The sequence below is a fragment of the Bombilactobacillus apium genome, from assembly GCF_013385145.1.
Classification (GTDB): Bacteria; Bacillota; Bacilli; order Lactobacillales; family Lactobacillaceae; genus Bombilactobacillus; species Bombilactobacillus apium.
Map to the genome: position 1 here is coordinate 77169 of NZ_JABZEC010000001.1, position 26358 is coordinate 103526.

Annotated in this window: 31 protein-coding genes; 26 read left to right on the forward strand and 5 right to left on the reverse strand. The window is 39.5% G+C overall.

What is annotated here, in order from left to right:
• The first annotated feature begins 9 nt into the window (after positions 1-9).
• From HU830_RS00375 to HU830_RS00395, 5 genes are all read left to right on the forward strand, one after another.
• Positions 10-678, forward strand: a complete 669-nt coding sequence (locus tag HU830_RS00375) for a septum site-determining protein MinC (protein WP_176941836.1) — start codon at positions 10-12, stop codon at positions 676-678.
• A 12-nt stretch (positions 679-690) separates the two neighbouring features.
• Positions 691-1503: a septum site-determining protein MinD gene (minD, locus tag HU830_RS00380; RefSeq protein ID WP_176941837.1), complete on the forward strand. Its 813-nt coding sequence runs from the start codon at positions 691-693 to the stop codon at positions 1501-1503.
• Between the two features lie 267 nt (positions 1504-1770).
• Entirely contained in the window at positions 1771-2412 is a 642-nt protein-coding gene (locus HU830_RS00385) for an amino acid ABC transporter permease (protein ID WP_176941838.1), read from the forward strand.
• The gene (locus HU830_RS00390; RefSeq protein WP_176941839.1) at positions 2405-3055 is read left to right on the forward strand and encodes an amino acid ABC transporter ATP-binding protein; all 651 of its coding nucleotides are present in this window, start codon (positions 2405-2407) and stop codon (positions 3053-3055) included. The genes HU830_RS00385 and HU830_RS00390 overlap by 8 nt, the downstream gene beginning before the upstream one ends.
• Positions 3055-3849 (forward strand): amino acid ABC transporter substrate-binding protein, encoded by a 795-nt coding sequence (locus tag HU830_RS00395; protein ID WP_176941840.1) that lies wholly within the window; start codon positions 3055-3057, stop codon positions 3847-3849. The genes HU830_RS00390 and HU830_RS00395 overlap by 1 nt, the downstream gene beginning before the upstream one ends.
• A gap of 62 nt (positions 3850-3911) precedes the next feature.
• On the opposite strand, the gene HU830_RS00400 is transcribed toward HU830_RS00395, so the two are convergent.
• Entirely contained in the window at positions 3912-4022 is a 111-nt protein-coding gene (locus HU830_RS00400; protein WP_176941841.1) for a DUF4044 domain-containing protein, read from the reverse strand.
• A 169-nt stretch (positions 4023-4191) separates the two neighbouring features.
• Here HU830_RS00400 and mraZ point away from each other — a divergent pair, with 169 nt between their 5' ends.
• From mraZ to HU830_RS00480, 16 genes are all read left to right on the forward strand, one after another.
• Positions 4192-4632: a division/cell wall cluster transcriptional repressor MraZ gene (gene mraZ, locus HU830_RS00405; protein WP_176941842.1), complete on the forward strand. Its 441-nt coding sequence runs from the start codon at positions 4192-4194 to the stop codon at positions 4630-4632.
• 22 nt (positions 4633-4654) lie between these two features.
• Positions 4655-5596: a 16S rRNA (cytosine(1402)-N(4))-methyltransferase RsmH gene (gene rsmH / locus HU830_RS00410; protein WP_176941843.1), complete on the forward strand. Its 942-nt coding sequence runs from the start codon at positions 4655-4657 to the stop codon at positions 5594-5596.
• An 18-nt stretch (positions 5597-5614) separates the two neighbouring features.
• Positions 5615-5986, forward strand: coding sequence for a cell division protein FtsL (ftsL, locus tag HU830_RS00415; RefSeq protein ID WP_176941844.1), 372 nt, complete (start codon positions 5615-5617; stop codon positions 5984-5986).
• On the forward strand, positions 5983-8145 hold the full coding sequence (locus HU830_RS00420) for a penicillin-binding protein (RefSeq protein ID WP_176941845.1): 2163 nt from the start codon (positions 5983-5985) through the stop codon (positions 8143-8145). The genes ftsL and HU830_RS00420 overlap by 4 nt, the downstream gene beginning before the upstream one ends.
• Positions 8146-8210: 65 nt before the next feature.
• Positions 8211-9125 (forward strand): phospho-N-acetylmuramoyl-pentapeptide-transferase, encoded by a 915-nt coding sequence (gene mraY / locus HU830_RS00425; protein ID WP_228765707.1) that lies wholly within the window; start codon positions 8211-8213, stop codon positions 9123-9125.
• A gap of 21 nt (positions 9126-9146) precedes the next feature.
• Positions 9147-10508 (forward strand): UDP-N-acetylmuramoyl-L-alanine--D-glutamate ligase, encoded by a 1362-nt coding sequence (gene murD, locus HU830_RS00430; RefSeq protein WP_176941847.1) that lies wholly within the window; start codon positions 9147-9149, stop codon positions 10506-10508.
• Between the two features lies 1 nt (position 10509).
• Complete coding sequence (murG, locus tag HU830_RS00435) at positions 10510-11613, forward strand: undecaprenyldiphospho-muramoylpentapeptide beta-N-acetylglucosaminyltransferase (RefSeq protein WP_176941848.1); 1104 nt, start codon at positions 10510-10512, stop codon at positions 11611-11613.
• A gap of 4 nt (positions 11614-11617) precedes the next feature.
• Complete coding sequence (locus HU830_RS00440; RefSeq protein ID WP_176941849.1) at positions 11618-12409, forward strand: cell division protein FtsQ/DivIB; 792 nt, start codon at positions 11618-11620, stop codon at positions 12407-12409.
• 101 nt (positions 12410-12510) lie between these two features.
• Entirely contained in the window at positions 12511-13818 is a 1308-nt protein-coding gene (ftsA, locus tag HU830_RS00445) for a cell division protein FtsA (RefSeq protein ID WP_176941850.1), read from the forward strand.
• Positions 13819-13857: 39 nt separating this feature from the next.
• Complete coding sequence (gene ftsZ / locus HU830_RS00450; protein WP_176941851.1) at positions 13858-15066, forward strand: cell division protein FtsZ; 1209 nt, start codon at positions 13858-13860, stop codon at positions 15064-15066.
• A 12-nt stretch (positions 15067-15078) separates the two neighbouring features.
• Complete coding sequence (locus tag HU830_RS00455; RefSeq protein ID WP_176941852.1) at positions 15079-15477, forward strand: cell division protein SepF; 399 nt, start codon at positions 15079-15081, stop codon at positions 15475-15477.
• 17 nt (positions 15478-15494) lie between these two features.
• On the forward strand, positions 15495-15758 hold the full coding sequence (locus HU830_RS00460; protein ID WP_194946697.1) for a YggT family protein: 264 nt from the start codon (positions 15495-15497) through the stop codon (positions 15756-15758).
• Positions 15759-16514 (forward strand): YlmH family RNA-binding protein, encoded by a 756-nt coding sequence (locus HU830_RS00465; RefSeq protein WP_176941853.1) that lies wholly within the window; start codon positions 15759-15761, stop codon positions 16512-16514.
• A gap of 14 nt (positions 16515-16528) precedes the next feature.
• The gene (locus HU830_RS00470; protein WP_176941854.1) at positions 16529-17227 is read left to right on the forward strand and encodes a DivIVA domain-containing protein; all 699 of its coding nucleotides are present in this window, start codon (positions 16529-16531) and stop codon (positions 17225-17227) included.
• A 182-nt stretch (positions 17228-17409) separates the two neighbouring features.
• A complete protein-coding gene (gene ileS / locus HU830_RS00475; RefSeq protein WP_176941855.1) occupies positions 17410-20184 on the forward strand; it encodes an isoleucine--tRNA ligase in 2775 nt (924 codons plus the stop codon).
• Positions 20181-20390: a cold-shock protein gene (locus tag HU830_RS00480; RefSeq protein WP_176941856.1), complete on the forward strand. Its 210-nt coding sequence runs from the start codon at positions 20181-20183 to the stop codon at positions 20388-20390. The genes ileS and HU830_RS00480 overlap by 4 nt, the downstream gene beginning before the upstream one ends.
• Positions 20391-21085: 695 nt before the next feature.
• Here the strand turns inward: HU830_RS00480 and HU830_RS00485 are convergent.
• The 4 genes from HU830_RS00485 to HU830_RS00500 form a co-directional block, all read right to left on the reverse strand.
• Positions 21086-21400, reverse strand: a complete 315-nt coding sequence (locus HU830_RS00485) for an ABC transporter substrate-binding protein (RefSeq protein ID WP_176941857.1) — start codon at positions 21398-21400, stop codon at positions 21086-21088.
• A gap of 347 nt (positions 21401-21747) precedes the next feature.
• Positions 21748-21975, reverse strand: a complete 228-nt coding sequence (locus HU830_RS00490; RefSeq protein WP_176941858.1) for a hypothetical protein — start codon at positions 21973-21975, stop codon at positions 21748-21750.
• A 242-nt stretch (positions 21976-22217) separates the two neighbouring features.
• Positions 22218-22853: a DUF421 domain-containing protein gene (locus tag HU830_RS00495; RefSeq protein WP_176941859.1), complete on the reverse strand. Its 636-nt coding sequence runs from the start codon at positions 22851-22853 to the stop codon at positions 22218-22220.
• A 10-nt stretch (positions 22854-22863) separates the two neighbouring features.
• On the reverse strand, positions 22864-23313 hold the full coding sequence (locus HU830_RS00500; RefSeq protein ID WP_176941860.1) for a DUF3290 domain-containing protein: 450 nt from the start codon (positions 23311-23313) through the stop codon (positions 22864-22866).
• Positions 23314-23414: 101 nt separating this feature from the next.
• Here HU830_RS00500 and HU830_RS00505 point away from each other — a divergent pair, with 101 nt between their 5' ends.
• From HU830_RS00505 to HU830_RS00525, 5 genes are read left to right on the forward strand one after another with little or no spacing between them, the layout of a single operon-like run.
• Positions 23415-23963 (forward strand): NUDIX hydrolase, encoded by a 549-nt coding sequence (locus HU830_RS00505; RefSeq protein ID WP_176941861.1) that lies wholly within the window; start codon positions 23415-23417, stop codon positions 23961-23963.
• Between the two features lie 3 nt (positions 23964-23966).
• Positions 23967-24149 (forward strand): hypothetical protein, encoded by a 183-nt coding sequence (locus HU830_RS00510; RefSeq protein WP_176941862.1) that lies wholly within the window; start codon positions 23967-23969, stop codon positions 24147-24149.
• 15 nt (positions 24150-24164) lie between these two features.
• On the forward strand, positions 24165-24854 hold the full coding sequence (locus tag HU830_RS00515) for a 5'-methylthioadenosine/adenosylhomocysteine nucleosidase (RefSeq protein ID WP_176941863.1): 690 nt from the start codon (positions 24165-24167) through the stop codon (positions 24852-24854).
• 12 nt (positions 24855-24866) lie between these two features.
• Positions 24867-26006 carry a cysteine desulfurase family protein gene (locus HU830_RS00520; RefSeq protein WP_176941864.1) on the forward strand — a complete coding sequence of 380 codons (1140 nt, stop codon included), beginning with the start codon at positions 24867-24869 and terminating at the stop codon, positions 26004-26006.
• Between the two features lie 11 nt (positions 26007-26017).
• A complete protein-coding gene (locus tag HU830_RS00525) occupies positions 26018-26356 on the forward strand; it encodes a cysteine desulfurase (RefSeq protein ID WP_176941865.1) in 339 nt (112 codons plus the stop codon).
• The last annotated feature ends 2 nt before the right edge of the window (positions 26357-26358 follow it).

A 26358-nucleotide genomic window follows, 5' to 3' on the forward strand; every position in this document is an offset into this window, starting at 1 on the left:
GAGATAAATGTGAAACGGGTAGTCTTAAAGGGTAAGGGGAAACAATATTATTTGGAATTAAATTCCGATAGTGATTTTAAACAAATTTTGCAGGATCTCCAGCAGTTATTAGTTAAGTTAAAATTGACGGCTGGAACGGGGAATCAAGAGCAACCCCAAATTACGGTTGATTCGCAAAGACGTTTGTTAACTTCTAGCCAGCAGGAGCAATTAATAACCCTATTGGCGAAGTTTAATTTGTTTGCTCCACCCAAGATTAAGAGTTCCGTTTTAGATCGTCAACAAGTTGAAACTTATTTAGCTAATCAGAAGTTAAATATTGAAACTAAGGTTATTCGCTCAGGTCAAGTTCGAGATTATCAAGGAGACCTTCTCTTATTAGGAACGGTCCATCAAAGTGCTCAAATTCGGACTACCGGAAATATTTATATTGCAGGTCAAGTTGAAGGAATTTTGCAAGCCGGTTTTCCGGACCACAGTGATGCAGTGATCATTGGCAATATCTGTCAGGCTAGTCAGGTTCGAATTAGTGATGTTATTTCCATTGTGGCGGATTTAGATAGGGAGCATTTGAGTAATAATTCACTTTTCTATATCAATGATTTGCACACCCTAGTGCAAGATACGATGGACCATTTAGCCCTTATTAAATCAGAACCAGGAATTATCTTAGATTGAAAGGAGAAGCTCATGGGGACCTCAATTGTCATTACTTCGGGAAAAGGGGGCGTCGGTAAAACTACAACGACTGCCAATCTAGGCATTGCTCTAGCCCAAAATGATAAACGCGTCTGTGTAGTTGATCTAGATCTGGGATTAAGAAATTTGGATGCCATGTTGGGCTTGAGTAATCGGGTCATTTACGATGTAGTCGATGTTTTAGAAGGACGAGCCGATTTATTCCAGGCGTTAGTTAAATATCCTGAGATGGATGGAAATTTATTTTTTTTAGCGGCAGCTCAAAATGCCACCCAGAGTAAATTGCAGGTGACGGGACTAAAACAAATTATCAATGATCTCAAAGAGAACTTTGATTTGGTCATTGTTGATTGCCCAGCTGGAATTGAGACCGGATTTATGGCGGCGGTAGCCGTGGCTGATAGTGCAATTATTGTAACTACTCCCGAATCCGTTGCAGTGGGTGATGCCGATCGAGTCGTCGGAATTTTAGAAAATTCTAATTTACAGTATGGCTTACATTTAGTTATTAACCGGGTTCGGGTGAGCATGATGCAAAAGGGAACTTCAATTAAAATTAAAGATATCGTAAATCGCTTGTCGGCTCCTTTAATCGGTGTTATAGTAGATGAAGACGAAGTGATTGCCGCTGCTAATCAAGGACAATCAATCGTTACTTTAGACAACAATAGTCCTGCGGCCGTAGGGTATTCTAATCTAGCACGCAGAATTCTGGGAGAAAAGATTCCTTTAAATGAAATTGAATTAGATACTTCTGAGAATTCTGAAAAAAGTGGTTTTTGGCACCGTTTGTTTCATCATTAAGAATATTAAATTAAGCGTTGAACGAGACAGATGTATTTTCGGCAATTCAGAGAGACTGTGGTAGCTGTGAACAGTTATTGCGAAGTACAGAACACACTCGTGAGCTTTATGGTTAAATCCATCGGTATCTACCGTTATCACTGCAGTTTATAACTGCCTGAGATGATAAGCGCGAGCTTATCATAATTTAGGGGTGGGACCACAATTCTAATTTGTCTCCTTGAGTATTTTTACTCAAGGAGTTTTTTTGTATAGTGAGGAAAGTATATGAAGTATGTTAGCGAAATTTTACCATCATTATTGTCAGGAACTAAAATCACTCTGTTACTTTTTGTGATTACCTTGGTGGTTTCGGTGCCTTTAGGAATTCTTTTTGCCAGCGGCTTACGTAGTCGTTTTAAAGTTGTTCGAGCAGTATTATCTTTTTATGTTTGGTTAATGCGCGGGACACCGTTATTATTACAACTAATTTTTGTTTTTTATGGTTTGCCAATTGTCGGTCTTGTTTTTGAACGATTCACGGCAGCAAGTATTGCCTTTATTTTGAACTATGCCGCCTACTTTGCAGAAATTTTCCGGGGAGGCTTGCAGGCTGTCAGTCAAAATCAACGGGAAGCAGCAACCTTACTAGGTTTTAACCGCTGGCAGACCTTCCGTTTCATTGTTTTGCCACAAGTCTTAAAAATTGTTTTACCGTCCATTGGAAATGAAATTATCAATTTAGTTAAAGATTCTTCGTTAGTTTATGTCATTGGGATTGGTGATTTATTACGGGCCGGTAATGTAGCTACAGCTAGAGATGTAACTTTACTACCGTTAGTTTTAGTAGGGGTTATCTATCTGATAATGACCGGAGTTTTAACTTATATTCAAAACAAAATTGAACGGAGGTTCTCCTACTATGAATAAAGCCAGCCAGCAACCAACCTTAGAATTACGCCGAATTAGTAAGTCTTTTGGAAAAAATTTAATTTTTAAAAATGTCAACTTAGCAATTCAACCCCAAGCCATTCTCTCGATCGTTGGTCCCAGTGGAGTTGGAAAAACCACTTTATTACGCACCATTTTAGGTCTGGAAGATGTTGATCAAGGGGAGTTCTTTCTTCGAGGGGCGGCTTTTAATCCTTTGGATCACAGTCAAAACCAAGTGGGAGCAGTTTTTCAAGACTTTCGTCTTTTTCCGCACTTAAATGTTCTCCAAAATATTACTTTAGCTGCAGTACAGGTTCAAAAGAAAAGTACCACAGAAGCTCAAGAAGCAGCTGAAAAGTTATTAACATCATTGCAATTATTGGAACAAAAAGATAAGTATCCGTTTCAGTTATCTGGCGGACAAAAACAGCGAGTCGCCATTGCGCGAGCTTTAATCTTGAAGCCCCAAGTCTTATGTTATGACGAGCCAACTAGTGCTTTGGATGCTGCCAGTAAGTGGCAAGTGGCGGACCTTTTAGAACAATTCCAGGCTTCAGGAATGACGCAACTGGTCGTTACTCACGATGCTGAATTTGCTAAGCGGATCTCCAATCAGATTTTTACTTTGGGAGGTCAATGATGAAGCGTTGGTGGAAAATCATTCTCTTATTAGTTTTAAGCCTGACTTTGGGAGCTTGTCAACATGGTCGAGCCCAAGTAACAACCAAGGAACAACCATTAATCATCGGCGTTGATGATTCTTTTGTACCAATGGGTTTCCAAACTAAGGCCGGTCAACTAACCGGTTTTGATGTTGATGCCGCTAAGGCCGCAGGAAAATTGATGCATCGAAAAATTAAATTTCAAACCATTGATTGGTCCATGAAAGAAACAGAATTGAAGAATGGGACGATTGATCTGATTTGGAATGGTTATACAAAAACTCCAGCTCGAGTTCAACAGGTTAATTTCTCCCGGGCTTATTTAAAAAATGAGCAGGTAATGGTGGTTGCTAAGAGAAACAAGATCACGCAAATTCAACAATTGCGCAATCGCGTGGTTGGAGTTCAATCAGCTTCTACGGGTTACTTTGATGTCACGGAAAAACCCCAGCTTTTAAAAAATTTTATCAAGAATAAAACTCCGGTTCAGTATGATAACATTCAAGATGGCATGATGGATTTGCGGTCAAATCGAATCGAGGGTTTTGTAATTGACCGTGTTTTTGCGGAGTATTATCTAGAAAAAGCTAAATTAACCGATCAGTATCAAGTTTTAGAAACTCCTTTTGCTCGAGAAGATTTTGCGGTGGGAGTCAGCAAAAAAAGACCAGAATTATTAAAGCAAGTAAATCAGGTCTTAAAACAATTGAAAGATACGGGAAAATTAAAACAGATTAGTAAGAAGTGGTTTGGTGAAGATATTACCGAATAATTTGCAGACTCCAAATAAAAAACGATTCAGAAAGATTACTTTCTGGATCGTTTTTAAATATCTTATAAGAAAGCAACAACGGCTTGAAAAATAACTCCCGCAATTGTAACAATAATCATTAACCAAACGAAAGTTTGGGTAATACGAACAAATAAACTTTTTTTCTTTTTCAAATTAACCACCTGAACTTTACTTTTCCGGACTTCTTAACAGTTCGTATCCTATCGAAAAAAAAGCAAAAAAGCAAATAATTTTCTCGGATTATTCTGGTGGGGATTAGGGTAAATAGTGGTGATATGTGGTGGCTTGTGGTAATATTCATAGTGTGTTCGAGGTGATTAGATGTTTATGGGAGAGTTTCATCACACCATTGATTCTAAAGGACGACTAATTATCCCTGCTAAGTTTCGGCAACAATTAGGAGCCGATTTTGTTTTAACTAGGGGGATGGATGGCTGTCTTTTTGGCTATCCCCGAACTCAGTGGCAACTTTTGGAAGATAAATTGCAACAGTTGCCCCTAACTCAACGTTCTGCGCGGCTATTTATTCGTTTTTTTTATGCCGCTGCTGTCGAATGTCAATTTGATAAACAGGGGCGGGTAAATCTAACTGCTGCTTTAGTTGACTATGCACAGTTGACTGATCAGTGCGTGGTCGCCGGAGTAGGAACAAGGATTGAGATTTGGAATACTACAAAATGGTCTCAGATGAATCAAGAAATTGCCGTTAATTTTGAACAAATTTCAGAAGAATTACAAGATTTAGGAGACTTTAACTTATAGAATAGATAGGAAGCTAAAGTTCATGTATCAACATCAAACAGTACTACTGGCACCGACGGTCGATGCTTTACAAGTTCACGATCACGGAGTTTATGTCGATGCCACCTTTGGCCGGGGAGGACATACCCGTTATTTATTAAATCAAGGGCAACAATTAAAGGTTTTCGCGTTTGATCGCGACCAAGAAGCAATCATGGCTGGACAAGAACTCTTGGAAGATGTTCAAAGGCAGGGGCAAAATCAATTAGAACTAATCTCCGCTAATTTTGAAGACTTACAAGAGGAATTAGTTCAACGTCAAATCACCGCGATTGATGGGATTGTTTATGATTTAGGAGTTTCTTCACCACAATTTGATGATCCAGCTCGGGGCTTCAGTTATCGCTATGAAGCACGCCTAGATATGCGAATGGATCAAACTCAAAGCTTGGATGCTTACCAAATTGTTAATACTTGGTCTTATGGGGAACTAGTGCGAATCTTTTTCCGGTATGGGGATGAGAAGTTTTCCAAAGTAATTGCCCGCTTAATCATTAAACAGCGTGGACAAGCTCCGATTGTGACGACTTCCCAATTAGTGGATTTAATTAAAGAGGCCATTCCGGCTCCAGCTCGACGACACGGAGGAAATCCAGCTAAGAAGGTCTTTCAGGCTTTACGAATTGCTGTTAATGATGAATTGGGGGCCTTGGAACAGTCTTTGGAACAAGCAATTAACCTTTTAAAACCCGCGGGAATTATCAGCGTTATTAGTTTCCAATCTTTAGAAGATCGTCTTGTGAAACAAATTTTTCGGCAGCATGCTCAAGTTAATGTACCAAGAGATTTGCCGATTATCCCACCCGATTTACAACCGGAGTTAAAATTAATTACCAAAAAGCCAATTTTGCCAGATGCCACAGAGTTGGCTGAAAATCACCGTGCCCATAGCGCTCATTTGCGGGTGGCTCAAAAATTACATTAGTGTTAGGGGAAGCACATTATGTTAGATAATACAGCTAGAAAACCGCAGGTAGACTCTGAACCAAAGGCCACCAGCCATAATAATATTAAGCAAGTTATTGATGCCAATCAACGAGCCGTTCCGTTTTCTTTTGGAGAAAAAATGGCTGTTTTGGGATTGGGAATTGTAACGCTGGTTTTGATGTTAACTTTAGTCGGAATTCGAACCTTAGGTTCCCAGCAGCAACATCGATTGCAGGATATTACGGCAGCTGTACAAACTAGCAAAAGTAAAAATAGTAATTTGCGGCAAGAAATTGGTGAATTAACAAGTTCCAGTCGTTTGGCAGATATCGCACAGCAGCATCATTTAAAACTAAATGCTGATCGGATAAGGAATATTTCTAAATGAAATCCTCTTTTAAAAATAAAAAACATTATATTATAAAAAGATCAAGGCGTGACCGGAGAATCGTGGGCGGATTCTTCTGGATAATAATCGCCTTATTTTTTATGATTTGTATTGGAAGATTTGTCTATATTGCCGTTGGTGGGCACGTTGGTCAGGTTAATTTAACTCAAAGAACGCAAACCAAATATCGTCATGAAACCATTTTACCGGCCCAACGAGGCGGAATTTATGCCAATGATGGTTCTAAAATTGCCTATAGTGATAAGTCCTATCAAATTTATGCAGTTTTAAATCATGAATATGTTTCGTCGCAAAATAAACCTTTATACGTGACTGATAAGGTGAAAACTGCTCGTATCTTAAGCCGTTACATTTCTTTAAGTCCCGCGCAAATTCTTAAAATACTTAATCCAACGAATAAGAAGGCTTTTCAAGTCGAGTTTGGTAGTGCTGGACGCAATATTACTTTAAAAGTTAAAAAAGAAATTGAGGCCCAACATTTAACGGGAATTTATTTTTATTCAACTCAAGCTCGCTCTTATCCCAATGGGACCTTTGCTTCGAATACGATTGGTCTGGCGCAATTAAGTAGTGATGGTAAGAGGCACACTTTAACTGGAACGATGGGTTTAGAACAATACTTTGACCAACAGTTACAGGGGAAAAGCGGGCTAGAAGTTCGCAGTATTGATCCGCAGGGTTATACTTTGCCTAGTACTCATCCGCAAGTTAAACTTCCTCAACAAGGAAATAATATTTATACAACTTTGGATCCTAATTACCAATATTACTTAGAGCAATTGATGAACCAAGTGAGTTCACGTTACCAACCCCAAGCAATGCAAGCTATCATTACCAATCCTAAAACGGGAAATATTTTAGCCTTAACGCAAAGACCGACTTTTAATCCGAATGATAAAGTGGGATTGGATAAATCTTGGTCAGACTTGAATGTTCAGAATAGTTTTGAACCGGGATCGGTAATGAAAATCATGACTTTGGCCGCAGCAATTGATTCGCATAACTATAATCCACAAAAATATTATCGTTCCGGTTCGGTGACCGTTGATGATCGGCAAGTTCGTGATTGGAATACAAGTGGCTGGGGTTATATTCCTCTGAGTCAAGCCTTTCCTCGTTCTAGTAACGTGGGCATGGTTTACCTAGAACAAACAATGGGGGCTGATACTTGGCTGCGCTACCTTAAAAAATTCCGAATCACGCAACCAACAGGGATTTTATTACCTGGAGAAGTTAGCGGAAATCTTAATTTTCAACATCGGTCAGATCAAGCGATTACTTCTTTTGGACAAAGTATCGCAGTTACCGGAATGCAAATGGTTCAAGCCATCGGAGCTTTTGGAAATCAAGGAATGATGATGCAACCGAGATTGGTTACCAAAATCGTTAATCCTAATACTGGAAAAATTCGTAAATTTCCTGTTCATGAGGTCGATCGACCAGTGAAAAAATCAACCGTTAAAGCCGTTATCCAAGCGATGCGCGATGTTGTGCAAAAGGATTACGGAACTGGTGGAGCTTACAAGATCGAAGGTCAAGATATTGCTGTTAAGACAGGGACAGCGCAAATTGCCAGTAAAGTTGGTGGTTATTTGACAGGAAATAATAATTACACCTACTCTGTTGCTGGTTTAGCTCCAGCCAAGGATCCGCAGTACTTGGTCTATATTACGATGGCACGGCCGCAAAAAATGACCAAGGCTCCAGAAAAAATTTTGGCAGAAGTTTTTAATCCAATGATGCAACGACTCCTAGGAACCGGTACAATAAAAGATGAAACTTCATCGAAGCAAACATTGCAGATGGCCGATGTTACAGGGCAAAGTTATAAGTCAGTCCAAGATCAATTAGCGCATCAAGGTCTTAACGTTGGGGTTATTGGAACCGGACAGACAATTGTTCAGCAATTGCCTACAACAAAATCCAAAGTAATTGCCGGTCAGCGAGTGGTCGTCTTGACGAATGGAGTAATGACTATGCCGGACGTTAAAGGTTGGTCGAGAAATGATCTTTTGAAACTAGCCTATTTGACGGGAAAGAAGGTCGAATTTGTTGGTCATGGTTACGCTGTACGTCAAAGCATCGCTGCAGGTGCAGTCTTGAATTCGGTGAAAAAGATTCAGATTAAATTAGAATAAATTAGTCATAGGGTGGAAAAATGGAAGCGTTGAAGTTATGTTTGTCGGTCCTCATTACTGGAGGAATGGTTTGGGCATTATTGCCAATCTTTATTCAATTCATGCATCAAAGGCAAGAAGGACAACAAATTCTCGAAGAAGGTCCTAAGTGGCAGGAATATAAGTCAGGGACTCCAACCATGGGAGGAATAGTTTTTCTTCCTATTAGTCTGCTGATTAGTAGTATTTTTTTACTGATGGATCCAGAAAACTTTTTACCAGCGGGATTAATTAGTTTGATGATCTTTCTTTTTGGTGGAGTCGGCTTTGCTGATGACTTTTTGAAGTTGAAATATCATCGTAATTTAGGTTTACGGGCTTGGCAAAAAGCGAGCCTCCAATTAATTTTCGCTGCCGTTTTTCTTTGGGCCTATAATTATGAACAATTACCCATTCGTTTAGAAATTGGTGATTGGGTTTTTTCTGCGAGTTGGTTATTTATTCTCTTCGCTATTTTTTGGCTGGTGGGCTTTTCCAATGCGGTTAATCTAACAGATGGTTTAGATGGACTTTGTGGGGGTCTAAGTATTATTGCCTATGGGACTTATGCTTGGATTGCATTAGAACAAGAGCAAGTAGCAATTGCCTTAGTTTGTTTAGCCGTAGTTGGCAGCTTATTAGCTTTCATGATTTTCAATCATAAGCCGGCTAAAGTTTTTATGGGTGATGTGGGATCTCTAGCTTTAGGCGGTGGTTTAGCTGCTGTGGCTTTGATTTTGCAACGTCCTTGGTCTCTGCTCTGGGTTGGAATTATCTTTGTTTTGGAAACTTTGAGCGTCATAATTCAAGTAGCCGTTTTTAAAACGACCGGGCACCGGGTTTTTAAAATGTCACCTATTCATCATCATTTTGAACTTTTGGGCTGGTCTGAATGGAAGATCGTGCTAGTTTTTTGGTTAGTCGGTTTAGTGGCTGCTGGAAGTTATTTGTTAATATTCTAGAGAAAAGGTAGGGACCATTCGATGAAGTTAATTAAAGATTATCAAAATAAAAAAGTTTTGCTTTTAGGTCTTGCTAAGAGTGGATTTAACGCAGCTTTATTATTACATCAACTTGGGGCCCAGATTATAGTTAATGATTTACAGGACTTAAGTAAGAATTCTGATGCTTTACAATTAGAAGATTTGGGTATTCGGGTTATTTCCGGACAGCACCAACCCCAATTACTGAAAGAAGGATTTGATCTGGTTGTTAAAAATCCGGGGATTAATTATGAAAATGTCATGGTGCAAGCAGCTCTAAAGGCTCAAGTCCCAATAATTACAGAGCCTGAACTGGCTTACGAAGTTTCCCAAGCGCCTTTTATCTGCGTTACGGGAAGCAATGGCAAAACAACGACGACGACTTTAGTCCAATTGGTTTTAGATCAAAATCGGCGCCAAGGGCGAGCTTATAAGGCCGGAAATATTGGAATTCCGGTTTCTCAAGTGGTTACCCAGGCTCAAGCTACTGATGATATTGTAGTGGAAATGTCTAGTTTCCAACTTTTAGGAATTACCAAATTGAAGCCTAAGATTGCTGTTCTCACTAATATTTATGAAGCTCACTTGGACTATCACAAAACTCGGGCTAACTATGTTAAAGCTAAGATGAGAATTACGGAAAATCAGACTGCAGATGACTATTTTGTAGTCAATTTTGATCAGGAAGAATGGCGAACTTTAAGTCAACAAAGTGCCGCTCAAGTAGTACCATTTTCCAGGACCGGCGTGACTCATGAAGGTGCTTATCAAGAAGGAGCAGCTTTATATTTTCGGAGAGAAAAAATTATTGACGTTGCCGATTTAGTTTTACCGGGTGACCATAATATTGAAAATTATCTCGCTGCGATTGCGGTGGCTAAACTATCAGGCAAATCCAATCAAGATATACGTCAGGTGTTTACGACTTTTCGGGGAGTAAAACATCGGATTCAATACGTGAAGACCCTTAATCAACGGAAGATTTATAATGACTCTAAGGCAACCAATATTGAAGCTACAACTGTTGCCTTGCAGACTTTTGCTCAGCCAACGGTTCTCATTGCCGGAGGTTTAGATCGGGGCTTCACCTTTGAAAGTTTAGTTCCTCTATTGAAGAACGTTCATGCTCTTGTTCTATATGGTCAAACTAAGCATTTGATGGCAGAAGCTGCCCAGGCTGCTGGAATTGATCAGGTTAAGCTAGTGAAAACCTTAGATGAGGCCGTACCAGTAGCTTGGAAATTAAGCAATCCAGGCGACGTTTTGTTATTTTCACCTGCTGCAGCCAGTTGGGATCAATTTAAGACCTTTGAACAACGGGGTGACTGCTTTATTGAAGCAGTCAACAAGTTAGGAGATTGAGATGAGAATAATTGTATCAGGTGGCGGTACAGGAGGGCATATTTATCCGGCCCTAGCTTTAATTAAGCGTCTCCAAGAGCGGAATTTAGTTGAAGAAGTTTTATATGTCGGAACCGCAGAAGGTCTAGAACAGCGAATTGTAGCCCGAGAAGGAATCAAGTTCCAAGCCATTAAAGTCCAAGGATTTAAACGACGTCTGACTTGGGATAACGTCAAGACAATTCGTCTATTTTTGCAAAGCGTCTATACCGCAAAGAAAATTGTACAGGAATTTAAACCCGACGTAGTTGTGGGAACCGGTGGCTATGTCTGTGGAGCGATGGTTTTTGCAGCCCATCTGAAAAAAGTTCCGACAGTGATTCATGAACAAAATTCAGTCGCGGGAGTCACCAATAAATTTTTGGGTCGTTTTGTGGATAAGATTGCTTATGTATTTCCGGAAGTTAAGGCGCAATTTAAAGAACAAAAAAAATTAGTTTTTACTGGGAATCCTCGAGCTCAAGAAGTTGCTGATCTCCAACCGAATCAACGTCTGCAAGACTTTAATCTGGAGGCTGGAAAGCCAACTGTTTTAATTTTCGGTGGAAGTAGAGGTGCAGCCCCAATTAACCAGACGGTTCAAGCAATTTTACCACGTTTTCAAAAATGTCCTTACCAAGTTTTATTTGTAACTGGACAAGTTCATTATCAAGAAATCGAACAACAACTAGCAGCAATAACGATTCCAGAAAATGTTCAGGTTATTCCTTATTTGGAAGATATGCCGACGATTCTTCCAGATATTACTCTGATTGTGGGACGCAGTGGGGCAACTTCGATTGCAGAGTTAACCGCCTTAGGGATTCCAGCAATTTTTATCCCCAGTCCTTATGTGACTCATAATCATCAAATGAAAAATGCTGAGTCTTTAGTTCAAGAAAAAGCCGCTTTATTAATTACGGAAGCTGAATTAACGCCTACGAAGTTATTCAATTTAATCGACCAGACGGTCCGTGACCAATCCTTGTTGACTCAACTGCAGTCTAACTCCCGGCAAATGGGAGTAGTGGATGCCAGTGACCGGCTCATCAAAGTTTTAACCGAGTTAATTAGTAAAGTGAAGTGATGACATGTTTCACAAAAAATCAGCAGTGATCGTCGATATGGCTGGAAATGAATATAAGAACTCAACGCCACCACGACGACCGGGAAATTCCGGTCGTCCTTTTTTCAAAAAGCTGTCTTCATTTTCATTGAAAGATGGTTTGATTATTCTGTTGACAGTGATTATTTTAGTGGTTAGCTATTTGCTCTCTCCTTGGGGTCATGTTCAGACCATTACTGTGTCAGGCGTGAATTACTTAGGGGCGCAAGAAATTATCGACGCCTCCCAAATTAATCATCATTCTCTAGTCTTGGATACTTTACTGCGAAAGTCACAAATCAGGCGGAAAATTAAGCAGAAAATTCCCCTTGTGAAGACGATTGATTACCATTACCGTAATTTTAATGATCTGCAAATTTCGGTCCAAGAACATCGAACGGTCGGCTTTTTATTAAAAGATAATAACTATTATCGTATTTTAGAAAACAAAAAAATAATTCCGAATAAATTAAAACAACCGATTGATAGTTATCCGGTTTATCAGGATTTGGGTCCCAAAACTTCCATTGCCCATCTTGTGGAACTTTATTTATCACTGCCGAGTAAAATGAGGAATGATATTTCGGAAATTCACGGAGATCCTAATCCAAAATCACATCCATATCGTTTGATTTTATATATGAATGATGGTAATCGAGTAATTGGTGATCGACGAACTTTGAAGGCTAAGTTACGCTATTATCCTCGAATTGCGAGTTTAATGTCGCAAAAAGGGACTATTAACTTAGAATTAGGTGCATATTCGTATTCAAAGTAAATAATTATTCGTTTTTGCTTCAATGTTTTGGCTTGATTATTTATAATGACTATGAAACGATTAAAAGCTCGTTAATGTGAGGTTGTAGGAGGATTCTTTGAATGGATGATACGAAAATCATCGTGAGTTTAGATATTGGAACAACGGCGATGAAAGTGGTTGTCGCTAGTGCGACATCTGATCAAGTTAATGTGATTGGAGTAGGAAGCGCTTATGCTCAAGGGATGAACCGAGGTGTAATCGTTGACCTAGATAAAGCAGCTGGGGCTATTAAGCAAGCGGTCAAGAAAGCTGCTTCTCAATCAAATACTGAAATCCATGATGTAATTGTGGGATTACCCGTCAATGGACTCCAGATTTTTGCCTGTCAAGGGATGATTGCTCTAAGTGATCAGACAAAAGAAATTGATGATACTGATGTTCGAAAAGTTTTAGCAGCCTCTCTGAAACAGACCCTTCCTCCCGAGCAAGAGTATGTAGCTTTGATACCTAATAGTTTCAGCGTCGATGGTTTTAAGAATGTCAAGGATCCTCGGGGAATGATCGGCTCTCGCTTAGAATTTAGTGGTATCTTATATTCTCTCCCTCAATCAATCGTCCACAATTGTTTACGAGCGGTTCGACAAGCCGGTTTGAATAGCGCTTACGAAGTCTTAATGCCCTTAGCGGGAGCTCAATTGGCTTTAGATTCAGGGGAACAGAATTTTGGTTCCGTGCTCATTGATTTCGGTGGGGGACAAACGACAGCGACAGTTATTCATGATCATAAGCTTAAATTTACGACCGTCGATGCTGAAGGAGGAAATTTGGTAACCCATGATATTTCAGTCGTTCTGAACACCAGTTTGCAGAATGCAGATAAACTGCAACGCTATTATGGTAAAGCCGAAGCCCGGTCGGGTTCAGATGCGGAAAAATTTCCAGTGACAACTGTTGGGCAAGATCAACCACAGATGATTTCCAGTAAATATTTAGCGGCAATTATTGAAGCCCGATTACAACAAATCCTGAGTCGTTTGGAAAAACAATTAGTAGCGGTTAAGGCGCTGGATTTGCCGGGAGGGATTGTTCTAACCGGAGGTTTGGCCGAACTAAGCGGAATTGAAACTTTAACCCAAAAAATTATGGGTGTAAAAGTTAAAACCTTTATTCCAAATCAAATGGGACTGCGTCATCCTGCTTTTACTGAAAGCTTAGGTTTGGTATCATATGCTCAGAACTTGACGGACTTAGATTTGTTAGCTCGTGCAGTTATAAAGAAGACGGTATCTCAGCCGGAGCGGTCTTTCCCCCCGAAAGAAGAGCCAGAGGTTGTTGATTCCAGTGCTAGAGCCTCAGTATCAAAGTCTAGATCTACAGATTCCACGGGGGAAAAGTTAAAAAACTTTTGGAAAAAGTTTTTTGATTAATATTAATAATTATGGAAAAGATGCAGGAGGCTTTATTGAATGGATAACTTAGCGGATACGCGCGAAAGTACAGCGGCAAGAATTAAAGTTATCGGAGTTGGTGGCGCGGGTGGTAATGCTGTCAATCGAATGGTTGAGGAAAATATCCGCGGTGTCGAATTTATTGCTGCTAATACAGATATGCAAGCTTTGGATTTGTCCCAAGCTGATAAGACGCTTCAATTAGGCCCCAAGCTGACTCGGGGCTTAGGTGCTGGTTCAAATCCAGAAGTTGGGCAAAAGGCGGCTGAAGAAAGTGAAGATGCCATTACTGACCTACTAAAAGATTCCGATATGATTTTTATTACTGCCGGAATGGGTGGTGGAACCGGAACTGGTGCTGCTCCAATTATTGCGCAAATCGCCAAAGAATCAGGAGCTTTAACCGTGGGAGTGGTTACCCGGCCTTTCATGTTTGAAGGTCCTAAACGGGCTAAATTTGCCGATAAAGGAATTGAAGCTTTAAAGCAGCACGTTGACACCTTGGTGATTATTGCTAATAATCGTTTGTTAGAAATTGTTGATAAGAAAACGCCAATGGGTGAAGCTTTACATGTTGCCGATGATGTTTTGCGACAGGGGGTTCAGGGAATTTCTGATTTAATCACTTCCCCAGGATTCGTGAACTTGGACTTTGCAGATGTAAAAACAGTCATGTCTAATCAAGGTTCAGCTTTGATGGGGATCGGGACTGCTAACGGCGAAAATAGGATTATTGATGCTACTAAAAAGGCGATCTCTTCACCATTATTGGAAGTTTCGATTGATGGGGCTAAACAGGTCTTGTTAAATATTACTGGAGGACCAGATTTATCATTATTTGAAGCTCAAGAAGCCGCTAATATTGTTGCCGAAGCAGCTACCGAAGAAGTAAATATTATTTTTGGGACTTCCATTGATGATAGTTTAAGTGAAGAAGTTAAAGTTACCGTAATTGCGACGGGGATTGATGACGGTCAGCCGACTCCTTCTAGAAGACCGCAAACTCAAGTTCAACCTCAAGCTAAACCAACTCCGACAGCAACGGTAGAACCTGATCCTTGGGGAGTTAGCCAGACCACAAAAAGTACTAAAGATATGCAGGGAGCACAGACAAGTAGCAAGCCCGCTAACAGTTTTGATATTTTTAATCAAGCTGGGGTTTTCAATGATGACAATGACGATGATGATTCTATGCCCCCATTTTTGAAGCATCATCCACGGCGTTAGGAGGTAAATAAAATGGCTTTTGAAAAATTAGCAGATTTTTTTGGGATGACAGAGAATTCAACTGATGATTACGAGGAAGAGACAACTGATGAAGATTCTGTAAAGACTAAAACATCGCAGTCGAAGATTGTCGCTTTAAAGTCAAAATCAGGTCGACGAGGGGTGATTCAAGTTGTCCAGCCTCATAGTTATGCAGATACGAAAGAAGTTGCTCAAAATTTGTTAAACGACCAGGCAGTTTTAGTGAATTTTACCCAAGTTAGTCCGGAACAAATGTGTCGAATTACCGATTTCTTAGCGGGAACAATTTATGCCATTAAAGGTGATATTCGCCGGGTCGATACAAGTGTCATTTTATATACCCCTGCAAGCTTTCAAATTGATAGCGCTGGCAGTAATTTTACGGAATAAGTTGAGGATTATTATTTTTGGCAAATTTAGTAAGTGGTTTACCTGTGGTTTTAATTGATCTATTGGAACTTTATAAGTGGTTAATAATTATTGGTGCACTGTTAAGTTGGTTACCCGGAGTTGCCAATTCTGCTCTTGGTCGAGGGCTTTTACGAGTGACGCAACCAGTTTTTAATTTTTTTGATCGGATTATTCCACCAATTTTTGGAATTAGTTTATCTCCGGTATGGGCTTTTATTGTAATTGATCTTTTAGAATACGGAATTGGTGCTATTTTTTAAATGGGAAGTTTAACAAATGAACAGCAGCAACTACAAACTTTAATTCAAAATGCTGCCCGTTATGATAGTCCCCAATTAAGTGCTTTTCTGGATCCAAAGCAACAACAAAATGCCGCTGAGTTGCTCAATGGATACCCTCAACTAACAAGCTCATTTTTTGGAGGTTATCCCCAAGCTCAGCGACAACGTTTACTGATCCAGCCCGATTATTTTGCAACTCTTGATTTGGACTGGAAGATTCAATTATTTGAAATTAAATTTAATCAAAAATTTATTAAGTTGCATCATAACCAAATTTTGGGGAAATTAATGAATTTAGGATTGGCGCGGGGAGTCTTTGGCGATATTATTACCGATGGCCAGCGCTGGCAATTTTTTGCGATTCAACAATTTCAAACTTTACTAATTCAGGAGGTCCAGCAGATTGGACCTTATCCAGTACATGTGATCACTTTAGACTTACAACAACAGTTGCAGGTTCGAGACAATGCTGAATTATCGACTCTAGTTGTTGCATCATTACGTTTAGATAGTATTGTGGCGACGGGGTTTCACTTAACGCGTCAGCAAGCTAAAAAGCTGATTCGTAGCGGCCAAGTATTACTCAATGGAGAGTATCAACGACAAGTAGATACGACTTTGACAAGGGGCGATATTGTTAGTTGTCATCGGTGTGGTCAATTGATGCTTGTAGAAATTCTTGGTATGACGGCAACGCAAAAATATAAAATTTATACGCGAATTCATCGGCTGTAATGGAGGCAGAGATTATGACCTTGACACCTAAGGATATTCAAGATAAGAATTTTCATTTACAAATGAGAGGCTATGATCGGGACGAAGTAGATCATTTTCTGGATCAAATTATCACTGATTATAGTAAGGAAGTTGAACACAACGCTAAACTACAACAACAGCTAAAAAATAGTCAACAACAATTACAGGAATATGAACAACAAGTTTCTTATTTTAATGAACTTCAGAATACAGTTAATGAGTCTATTATTGTGGCTCAAAATGCTGCTGATCAGGTTAAAGGACAGGCTCATCTTCAGGCGCAAACCTTAATGAAACAGACTCGTCTAAAAGTTCAACAAATGGTGAGCGAAGCAATTACTCACTCCCGGCAACTAATTGAAAAGGCGGAGACAGAAGCCCAAACTTTGGTGCAACAAACCCAATTGATGCATGGACAGGTACAGACGGACTATGCAAATCTAGAAAAGGTAATTCAAGCTCAACAGCAGGTATTAGCAACGACACCTTGGAAAGAACTATTAGCTGAACATGATCAAACGGCAGCAAAAAAAATCACTAAAAAAGCCCAAGACTACTTAGATGACTTAGACCGTCTAGCGACAGAAGTTCAAGGGTCAGTCCATGAAAGCAATACTTTAAAAGGAAATCATCAGAAAGTGATTGACAAAGAGGATCAAAGTAAGGATAATCAAAAACATAGTTCTAATTAAAAGTTCAATATTATTTTTTAATCTTGACAGCGAATTTGGAAATGGTGGAAGCCAAAGCAAGCTCTAAAAAAATAATTATCAGCTTTTAGTGCAGTAAGAAGTAATATTTATACACTTTTGGGTGGTATAGCGATTAATTCGTCCTGATGAGGGCGTTTTTTTATTTTCTGGAGGATTTAACAATGCGCATGAAGCAAACCTTAAATTTAGGGAAAACTGACTTTCCAATGCGGGGTAACCTACCCAATAAAGAAGCCGAATGGCAACAAGAGTGGGAAGAACAACAACTTTATCAACGGCGTCAGGCGCTGAATAAGGATAAACCCACTTTTATCTTGCATGATGGCCCCCCGTACGCAAATGGTAATATCCATATGGGTCACACGATGAATAAGGTAAGTAAGGATATCATTGTTCGGTCACGATCAATGATGGGCTATCGTTCACCTTATGTTCCAGGTTGGGATACTCATGGGTTACCGATTGAACAACAATTGGCGAAAAAGGGTATTAAACGTAAGGAAATGTCTCCCGTGGAATACCGGAAGCTCTGTTATGATTTTGCGATGAACGAAGTTGACAAGCAACGCCAAGATTTTAAGCGACTAGGTGTTTCAGCTGACTGGGATCATCCTTATATTACTCTTCAGCCAGAGTTTGAAGCTAATGAGCTCCGAGTTTTTGCCCGGATGGTGGAAAAGGGGTTGATTTATCGTGGTAAAAAACCAGTTTATTGGTCACCGTCTTCTGAATCCACTTTGGCAGAAGCGGAAGTAGAATATCACGATATTAAATCACCATCCTTATATGTGGCTTTTCCAGTTAAGGATGGCGGAGATCTGATTCCGCAAGATGCTTATTTTGCGATTTGGACAACGACACCTTGGACGTTACCAGCTAACGGAGCTATCTGTGTTAATCCTAAATTTGATTATTCCTTAATTGCCGTAGCTGATAAGAAGTATGTGGTGGCCACAGAGTTACTAGATCATTTGGCAGAAGTTCTTGGCTGGCAAGATGTAACAACTTTAAAAACCTTTAAAGGTCGAGAATTAGAAAATCTAGTCGCTAAGCATCCATTCTACGATCGAGATTCGCCTTTGATTTTAGGAAATCACGTTACTTTGGATGATGGGACTGGTTTAGTCCATACTGCTCCTGGTTTAGGGAATGATGACTTTAATGTGGGGATGAAATATCATATTCCTGTTTTATCACCCGTAGATGATCAGGGATGTTTGACTGCTGAAGCACCTGGCTTTGAAGGTGTTTTCTATGACGATGCCAATAAGATGGTGACTAAGAAGTTAGAAGAAAAGGGATTTTTATTGAAGTTAGATTTCTTCGTCCATAGTTATCCGCATGATTGGCGAACCAAAAAGCCAGTTATTTTCCGTTCAACACCGCAATGGTTTGCCTCAATTGACCCGATTCGTTCGGAGATTTTGACCCAAATCAAAGAAGTTAAATTTAAGCCGGATTGGGGCCAGGTCAGATTATATAATATGATTCGAGATCGTGGCGATTGGGTCATTTCGCGGCAAAGAGCTTGGGGTGTACCGTTACCAATTTTCTATGCTGAAAATGGCGATCCAATTATGTCCAAGGAGATAATCGATCATGTGGCTGATTTAGTCGAAAAAGAAGGCTCCAGTGTCTGGATTGAAAAGTCAGCTGAAGAATTACTTCCGGCTGGTTTCAAATATGAAGGTAGTCCTCACGGTAAATTTACCAAAGAAACAGATATTATGGATGTTTGGTTTGATTCTGGTTCTAGTCATGAAAATCTTAAAACTCGTTCGAGCTTGTCCTTTCCAGCAGATCTTTATCTAGAAGGGTCCGATCAATATCGCGGTTGGTTCAACTCGAGTTTAATTACGTCCGTAGCTGCTAATGGAGTTGCTCCGTACAAGCAAATCTTATCCCAAGGCTTTACTTTAGATGGTCAAGGTCGAAAGATGAGTAAATCATTAGGAAATGTCATTGTTCCTAGTGATGTGGAAAAACAGTTTGGGGCAGAAATTATTCGTCTCTGGGTAGCTTCAGTGGATACCAGTTCGGATGTTCCGGTCTCTATGGATGCCTTCAAGCAAGTCTCTGAAACTTACCGGAAAATTCGGAACACGATGCGTTTTATGTTAGCTAATACCAGTGATTTTGTTCCTAAAGAAAACCAAGTTGCCTATGAAAAACTGGAATCAGTTGATCAATATCTCTTAGTTTGCTTGGATCAAGTGGTCTCTGAAGTTCGTCAGGCTTATCTTGATTTTGACTTTGCTGTGATTGAAAAAACAATTGTTAGCTTTTTGACTAATGAACTGTCAGCCTTCTATCTCGATTTTGCAAAGGATGTTTTGTATATTGAACCCACCGATTCTTTACGGCGGCGGCAAATGCAAACTGTTCTTTATCAAGTTTTAGTGGCGTTAACCAAATTATTGACCCCCATTTTACCGCATACAATGGAACAAATTTGGCAACAATTAAAAGAGCCCGAAGATTATGTTCAATTAGCTGAATTACCTGAAGTACAGGCTTATCCTCAAGCTAACCATATTAAGCAACAATGGCAACAGTTTATGAGTTTTCGGACCAATGTTTTAAAATCTTTAGAAGAAGCACGGGATGGTAAATTGATTGGTAAATCAATGACTGCTGCGGTAACTATTCATCCAAGTGCTAGTTTAGAACAGTTACTTTCTGACTTACAGACCAACATTGGTCAGCTATTAATTGTTTCTGATTTCCAGATTAGTGCTAGTGAATTGACAAACGCTGATCAATATGATCAAGTTCAAGTTTTGGTGAAACCAGCGGCTGGTCAAGTTTGTCAACGTTGTCGAATGACCAAGGAAGATGTTGGCAGCGACAAAGAATTACCGCTTCTTTGTGAACGTTGTAGTGAAATTGTGCGTCAATATTATCCTGAGGCACTCACGGAGGGCTTAGAAAAATGATTACCGGAACTGTAGCCTGGTTTAACGACCAAAAAGGGATCGGAGAACTGACAACTCCTGAGAAGGAAAATATCTTTGTCTATCATACGGCCTTACAGACAACGGATAATTTTCGAACTTTAGTTGCTGGCCAAACAGTAGAATTCCAAATCGCTCCGGGTTACCGGGGACCACAAGCTGTTAATGTTCAAGTTAAAGACGTATAATCTGATTTTTTAATATTTTAGGCAACTTCTAATCCTTATTTCAAAAGAGGAGAATGAAGTTGCTTATTTTTTGTGGTATGCGAATTAAAAACTGGTCAAATTAAAAACTCCAGACTGGACTTGTCTGGAGTTTTTATTAGAAATATTCAATTAATTGTAATTGGGGCGGGTTTATTTCTTTTGGAGTTTGATAGCTGCTATATTATAACTGCCATCGGAATTATAAACTAGATTTTTGATCCGAGAATTAATCAAATAGGCTTTTCCATCTTGATATAGAGGAATAACTCCTTATATAGAGGAATAACTCCTTGCTCCTGATTCAAAATATTTTGGGCCTCCTGTAAATCAGGCCATCTTTATTGGGGGCTGTTGGCGTCAACTCCAAGGCTCTTTTCTAGCAGTTGATCATATTTAGAATTAGACTAGTGACCATCATTGTAGCTATTGTTGCTCGCGAAAAGAGAAAGGAAGTTAACTGGATCTGGGAAATCAGCAATCCAAGAACTGTTGACAATCTGAAAATCCCCTTTCTGAGAGCGGTCTAACCGAGTTTATAGGGAACATTATTAACTGTAATCTTTAAATTAGGTAATTTTTCCAATTCACCTTGAAGAAATTCGTTTTGTTTCTTAGAAACATCGACATCGTCGCCCAATAGAGTGAAGTGCAGCTTCTTTCCTGTTTGTCCAGTTTCAGCAAGACCTTTGCCAGAGAGTTTTAACTTGTTTTAAATCAGGAGATTGATACTTAGCAGCGGCGACTTGGGTTTGACTGGCAAAATCTTCTTGCGGTTTTGCTGGATCAAAGGTCATTCCAGCTGCAGTCACAGGTCCAATAGCGGTTGTTCCGTTACCGATTATTTTTTTGGTTAATTGCTGTCGATTAATGATTAAAGCCATGGTTTGCCGAATTTTTTGATTTTTAAATAAGGGATATTTGGCTTGATTCAACTCTAAGAAATAAACAGAGTTTGTTTTTTGAATCCGATAAGCCGCTGAATTTTTCATTTGCTTAGAAGTATCGTCGTTTAATTCAGCTTATGATCTTGGTAAAGATTTAAAGCTATTGAGGAGTCCCTTAACCACTTGATATTTTAATTTCTTAACTTGGACATTTTTGACATTCCAATAACCTTCATTCTTGACTTCCGTTCAAGAACTATCGTCATTATGCCAATTGTTGAGCTTATAGGGATCATTGAAAACAAGGGTTTTGAACTTGTGCCATATTTTTTACTCCATTTTTCGACCACTTTTTGGTCTTGGGGATAAAAAGTTTGGAAAGGCATTAATTTAGAAAAATAGGAAATCGTCAAGTGTTACTTGGAGCGTATATTTGTTAAGGGCTTTGATGCCTAAGCTGGAAACGGATTTTTACCAGCGGTAATTTCTTTGGCATTCAGAACACCTTCTAGAATGTAAGAGTATTGCGATTTTGTTTTGGGATCCACGGTCCGCCGGCAGCCGTAGACAAAGTCGTGGGCGGTAACGGGATCGCTATTACTCCGCTGAACCTTTTCCGGAAAGGTAGTTATTCCAATGACGGTTACGGTTGCCGTGGTTAAGATTTGTTTCAAATGCATTGGCTAGCCCTTATTTATTAAAATTAGGCTATATTTTACTATGAAAAAGATTAAAAGTAAATATATATAAGAAAATAATTAAAATTAATCAATTTTATATTGAGGATGAAAGCTAATAGACAACTTAATCATAGCTAATTTTAATAAAAAAACGTCCTCTTCCCAAAAAAAGAATGAGGACGGTAAAAAGAGTAATTTTAGAAATGTTTGCAATTTAAAAGACTAATAAAGAAATGGGGACCTTAACGTTTACCATAAGTGCAGACCTTTAAATGATCATCTTCAACGTAAGCAATGTAGATATCAGAGAGATTCAGATTTTGTTTCTCCACCTGATTTAAAATCCAATCTTCAGTTTTTTGGGTGTATTCTAGTGCTAATTGATCAACCTCCCCATCCATAATTACCGGAAATTGTAGTTCAGAGTCAGTTTTTAAGGTGAGTGTCAGTTGGCCATTTTGTTCCCAAATAGCTCGATCAATTTCATTGAGATCGTTAACGCCGGCTTGGCGAAGTTTAAAAGCTAAATCATGAGCTGAAAGGCCGTTACGAACGGCTTGATGTGGGAAAACTTGTCCCTTGGAGATAATCACGGTCGGTTTACCATCGACGAATTGTTTGATAAGGGAATTATGATTAGTTAAAAATTTGGTTGTAAAGACAACTAAAGTCCAAATAATAAGGACAATTAAAAACTGAATGACACTAATTTCTTGATTGTAGAGAACCCCACCAATGATTCCCCCTAAAACGAAATTTTGGATTTGATCAATCACATTACTAGGGGCTAAATTAGACTTGCCTAAAAGATTAATTTGGATAATCATAGTAATAAAGCCCATCAGTAATTTCAGAAAGGTATTTAGGTAGAAAGACATGGCAAAGCTCCTATTTTCGAATAATTTTAATTTCTGGGTTAGTTAACTGGACACGTTCCAGTTTGAAGCTGGAGTTATCTGAATTGAGATCGACTTCGTAAATTTTGTTTTTCAATCTTAGAAGCATTCCATTTTTAAGATCTGTTGAATTGGAATAAATTTGTGAAGGTGAGAGTTGATACTTGGAAGCGACCTGTTTGATAAGATTGGCGACTTGACCATTGTGTGCTAAAATATTACGATTATTGGACCACTGATTATATTGGATGGTTACCGTTAAAAGTAAACCTAAAATCATAATAATTGTCAATTCTCGGTATTTGCCATCATCTCGATGGCGCAAAAACAGACCGAGAAAAACCACGGCACCAATAATTAGAACGAAACTAATTCCCAAAATGATAGTATTAACTTTATTGGGCTGGCGGGTTAAATATTCGTAAGTATAAAAATTTGTCATAAAAATTCCTCCGGTGACTTCTGCGGTTATTCTAGCATAACTGTTAAAAAGAGGGTTAAGATATATAATGTGGACTTTAAACGAAGAGAGGGGCTTAGTCGATGGAACTAAAAGAAAAATTGATTCAAAACCAACGAATTTTTACAGGTCGAATAATTAACTTAGACTTGGAAACTGTTCAATTACCCAATCAACACTCAGCTCAAAGAGAAGTAATCCACCATCATGGAGCCGTGGGGATTTTGGCCATCCGAAAACAAAAGATTCTTTTAGTACAACAGTGGCGGCAGCCCTTACGTCAAGTTACTTGGGAAATTCCTGCCGGGAAGATTGAAATTCAAGAGACCGATCTCTCCCAAGTAGCGGCAAGAGAACTCAACGAAGAAACGGGTTACCAAGCGGCCCAATTGATTAAAATCGGCGGCTTTTATTCCAGTCCTGGTTTTGCAGATGAATATTTAACTCTCTTTTGGGCTAAAGGATTAGCCCCGGTCATCCAGAAACGTCCCTTAGATGCAGATGAGTTTGTCAATGTGCGCTGGCTTTCTTTATCTGATGTAGAGGAACAAATTCAACAGGGGACCATCTGTGATGCCAAAACATTACTGGCAGTTGCTCACTGGCGCCAGCAGTTAGCAGGAGGAAACTAATTTATGACGACCAAACCTAGTCCAGAGGGCGAGTTATATCGGCGCTCCAACGCTTCAGAAAGTTCCGATCAAGATGACCGAGCGCGGCGAATTCAATCGCGAAAATGGCGTTGGCGGTTAGATGAAGCGCTTATTATTGTTGGAGTTTTAATTATTGCCACTTATTTAATTTTATTTTTTGTGTAGGAGTCGAGATAGATAATGAAAATTGGCGTTATTGTTGCGATGGCTGAAGAAATGGGTCTCTTGGAAGAGTCTTTACTGGAAACCCAAACTACCGAAATTGCTGGAATTAAGTTTATTTCCGGTCACTATCACAATCATGAGTTGGTGATGGCACAAAGTGGAATTGGGAAGGTTCAAGCAGCCTTAGTAACCACTTTACTATGTGATCAATTTACTCCTGATTTGATTATCAATACTGGTTCGGCTGGGGGAATTGGCAGCGGTTTGCGAATTGGTGATCTTGTCGTTGCTCGCAAGGTTGCTTATCATGATGTTGATGTAACGGCTTCGGGTTATAAGCCCGGACAACTTCCCCAGCAGCCCCGCTATTTTGACAGTGACTTACAGGTTGTGAAGCAGATTATGCATGCTAGTCAAGCAATAAAGCAGCCTGCACATACCGGATTAATTGTTTCCGGAGATCAATTTATTGCTGATCGTCAAGAAATTGCGGCTATTTTAGTTAATTTTCCGGAAGCTTTAGCTGCGGAAATGGAAGGAGCTGCGGTTGGTCAAGTCGCTAGTCAATTCCAAATACCTTTTGTTGTGATTCGAGCAATGAGTGATGTCGGTGATGAAAATGCAGCCGTTTCCTTTGACCAATTTGTAGTTGAAGCAGGTCGGCGTTCGGTACAAATGTTATTAAACTTTATGGATCAAAATTAGGAAGTGACTAAAGTGGAAGCTGTTTATTTGGATAATGCGGCGACAACACCGATGGATCCTCAAGTGATCTCCGTAATGCAAAAGCAAATGACGCAAACTTTTGGGAATGCTTCAACTCCCAATTATTATGGGCATGCTGCTCGAGCCGTATTGGACCAAGCTCGTCAAACAATTGCCCAGAGCATTCATGCTCAAACAGGAGAGATTGTTTTTACCAGTGGTGGCAGTGAAGGCGATAATACCGCGATTATTTCGACGGCACTTTATTACCAAAAAAACGGTCGACATATTATTACAAGTCAAATTGAACATGAGGCCGTTTTGAAATCTTTACATTATCTAGAAGGTTTGGGTTTTGAGGTTACTTATCTGCCGGTTGATGATCAAGGGCGAATTACTGTGAGCCAAGTCCAGCGGGCCTTGCGACCGGATACAATTTTAGTAACAATTATGTTCGTTAATAATGAAGTCGGAGTAATTAATCCGATTGCCGGAATTGGCAATTTGTTGCAGGATCATCAGGCTATTTTTCATACAGACGCAGTTCAAGCCTATGGAACCCAAATAATTGATGTTCAAGCTTTAAAGGTTGATCTACTAACCACGTCGGCCCACAAACTTTATGGACCAAAAATGTTAGGTTTTATCTATGAACGCCAAGAAATTCAAGTTCCGCCTTTAATTCATGGGGGGGATCAAGAAAATAAGCGGCGAGCAGGCACCGAAAATGTTCCAGCAATTGCCGGTTTTGCCCAAGCAGTAAAAATAAATCAGGCCCTTTTAGACCAGCAAGGAGCTGCTCAGTTAACCGCTAAAAAAGAACTCTTGCTCCAAGAATTAAGACAAAATCAAGTTGAATTCCAGGTTAATGGGCCACAGCCGCAGTTGGCGAGTCCTAATATTATTAATTTGTGGTTTCCCCATCAAGCTACAGATATTTTACAAATTAAATTAGATTTAGCCGGTTTTGTCGTTTCTGGCGGGTCTGCTTGTACAGCGGGGAGTCTAGAACCCTCGCATGTCTTAATTGCGATGTATGGTGCAGATTCTCCCCGAGTTCGAGAATCGATTCGGGTTAGTTTTAATAAATTTAATACTGCGGCGCAAATTAAGGCTTTTGCTCAATCGATTGCCCAAATTACTTTGGCTTAGGAGGAACAATTATGGCTCAAACAGCACAAATTTTAGGAGATTCAACTAAATATCAAGTACATCCCCAAGTGAAACTGTATACTTTAACGGATTTAAATTTTCAGGAATCGCGACAACATAATTATACTTTGTTGCGTCCCTTAAGTGGTAATTCTCCCTACGCCACTAGTTATCAATTGAAATTAAAAATAATGCAAGATTTAAAAAATTTACGATTGGATGTTGTTGATGCCAGTGGCTTACACACTTTAAATATCTTTAAACTGCCTCAGGCAGAAGCAATTATTGAACAGTATCACTACGTAATGCAGGAATTAGTTACAAGAGAAGTTTTACAAGTTCTAGAGTAATT

Coding starts and splice junctions, on each gene's coding strand:
- minD (WP_176941837.1), top strand. CDS start 691: ATGGGGACCTCAATTGTCATTACTTCGGGAAAAGGGGGCGTCGGTAAA.
- HU830_RS00385 (WP_176941838.1), top strand. CDS start 1,771: ATGAAGTATGTTAGCGAAATTTTACCATCATTATTGTCAGGAACTAAA.
- HU830_RS00390 (WP_176941839.1), top strand. CDS start 2,405: ATGAATAAAGCCAGCCAGCAACCAACCTTAGAATTACGCCGAATTAGT.
- HU830_RS00395 (WP_176941840.1), top strand. CDS start 3,055: ATGAAGCGTTGGTGGAAAATCATTCTCTTATTAGTTTTAAGCCTGACT.
- mraZ (WP_176941842.1), top strand. CDS start 4,192: ATGTTTATGGGAGAGTTTCATCACACCATTGATTCTAAAGGACGACTA.
- rsmH (WP_176941843.1), top strand. CDS start 4,655: ATGTATCAACATCAAACAGTACTACTGGCACCGACGGTCGATGCTTTA.
- ftsL (WP_176941844.1), top strand. CDS start 5,615: ATGTTAGATAATACAGCTAGAAAACCGCAGGTAGACTCTGAACCAAAG.
- HU830_RS00420 (WP_176941845.1), top strand. CDS start 5,983: ATGAAATCCTCTTTTAAAAATAAAAAACATTATATTATAAAAAGATCA.
- mraY (WP_228765707.1), top strand. CDS start 8,211: ATGGTTTGGGCATTATTGCCAATCTTTATTCAATTCATGCATCAAAGG.
- murD (WP_176941847.1), top strand. CDS start 9,147: ATGAAGTTAATTAAAGATTATCAAAATAAAAAAGTTTTGCTTTTAGGT.
- murG (WP_176941848.1), top strand. CDS start 10,510: ATGAGAATAATTGTATCAGGTGGCGGTACAGGAGGGCATATTTATCCG.
- HU830_RS00440 (WP_176941849.1), top strand. CDS start 11,618: ATGTTTCACAAAAAATCAGCAGTGATCGTCGATATGGCTGGAAATGAA.
- ftsA (WP_176941850.1), top strand. CDS start 12,511: ATGGATGATACGAAAATCATCGTGAGTTTAGATATTGGAACAACGGCG.
- ftsZ (WP_176941851.1), top strand. CDS start 13,858: ATGGATAACTTAGCGGATACGCGCGAAAGTACAGCGGCAAGAATTAAA.
- HU830_RS00455 (WP_176941852.1), top strand. CDS start 15,079: ATGGCTTTTGAAAAATTAGCAGATTTTTTTGGGATGACAGAGAATTCA.
- HU830_RS00465 (WP_176941853.1), top strand. CDS start 15,759: ATGGGAAGTTTAACAAATGAACAGCAGCAACTACAAACTTTAATTCAA.
- HU830_RS00470 (WP_176941854.1), top strand. CDS start 16,529: ATGACCTTGACACCTAAGGATATTCAAGATAAGAATTTTCATTTACAA.
- ileS (WP_176941855.1), top strand. CDS start 17,410: ATGCGCATGAAGCAAACCTTAAATTTAGGGAAAACTGACTTTCCAATG.
- HU830_RS00480 (WP_176941856.1), top strand. CDS start 20,181: ATGATTACCGGAACTGTAGCCTGGTTTAACGACCAAAAAGGGATCGGA.
- HU830_RS00485 (WP_176941857.1), bottom strand. CDS start 21,400: ATGAAAAATTCAGCGGCTTATCGGATTCAAAAAACAAACTCTGTTTAT.
- HU830_RS00490 (WP_176941858.1), bottom strand. CDS start 21,975: ATGCATTTGAAACAAATCTTAACCACGGCAACCGTAACCGTCATTGGA.
- HU830_RS00495 (WP_176941859.1), bottom strand. CDS start 22,853: ATGTCTTTCTACCTAAATACCTTTCTGAAATTACTGATGGGCTTTATT.
- HU830_RS00500 (WP_176941860.1), bottom strand. CDS start 23,313: ATGACAAATTTTTATACTTACGAATATTTAACCCGCCAGCCCAATAAA.
- HU830_RS00505 (WP_176941861.1), top strand. CDS start 23,415: ATGGAACTAAAAGAAAAATTGATTCAAAACCAACGAATTTTTACAGGT.
- HU830_RS00510 (WP_176941862.1), top strand. CDS start 23,967: ATGACGACCAAACCTAGTCCAGAGGGCGAGTTATATCGGCGCTCCAAC.
- HU830_RS00515 (WP_176941863.1), top strand. CDS start 24,165: ATGAAAATTGGCGTTATTGTTGCGATGGCTGAAGAAATGGGTCTCTTG.
- HU830_RS00525 (WP_176941865.1), top strand. CDS start 26,018: ATGGCTCAAACAGCACAAATTTTAGGAGATTCAACTAAATATCAAGTA.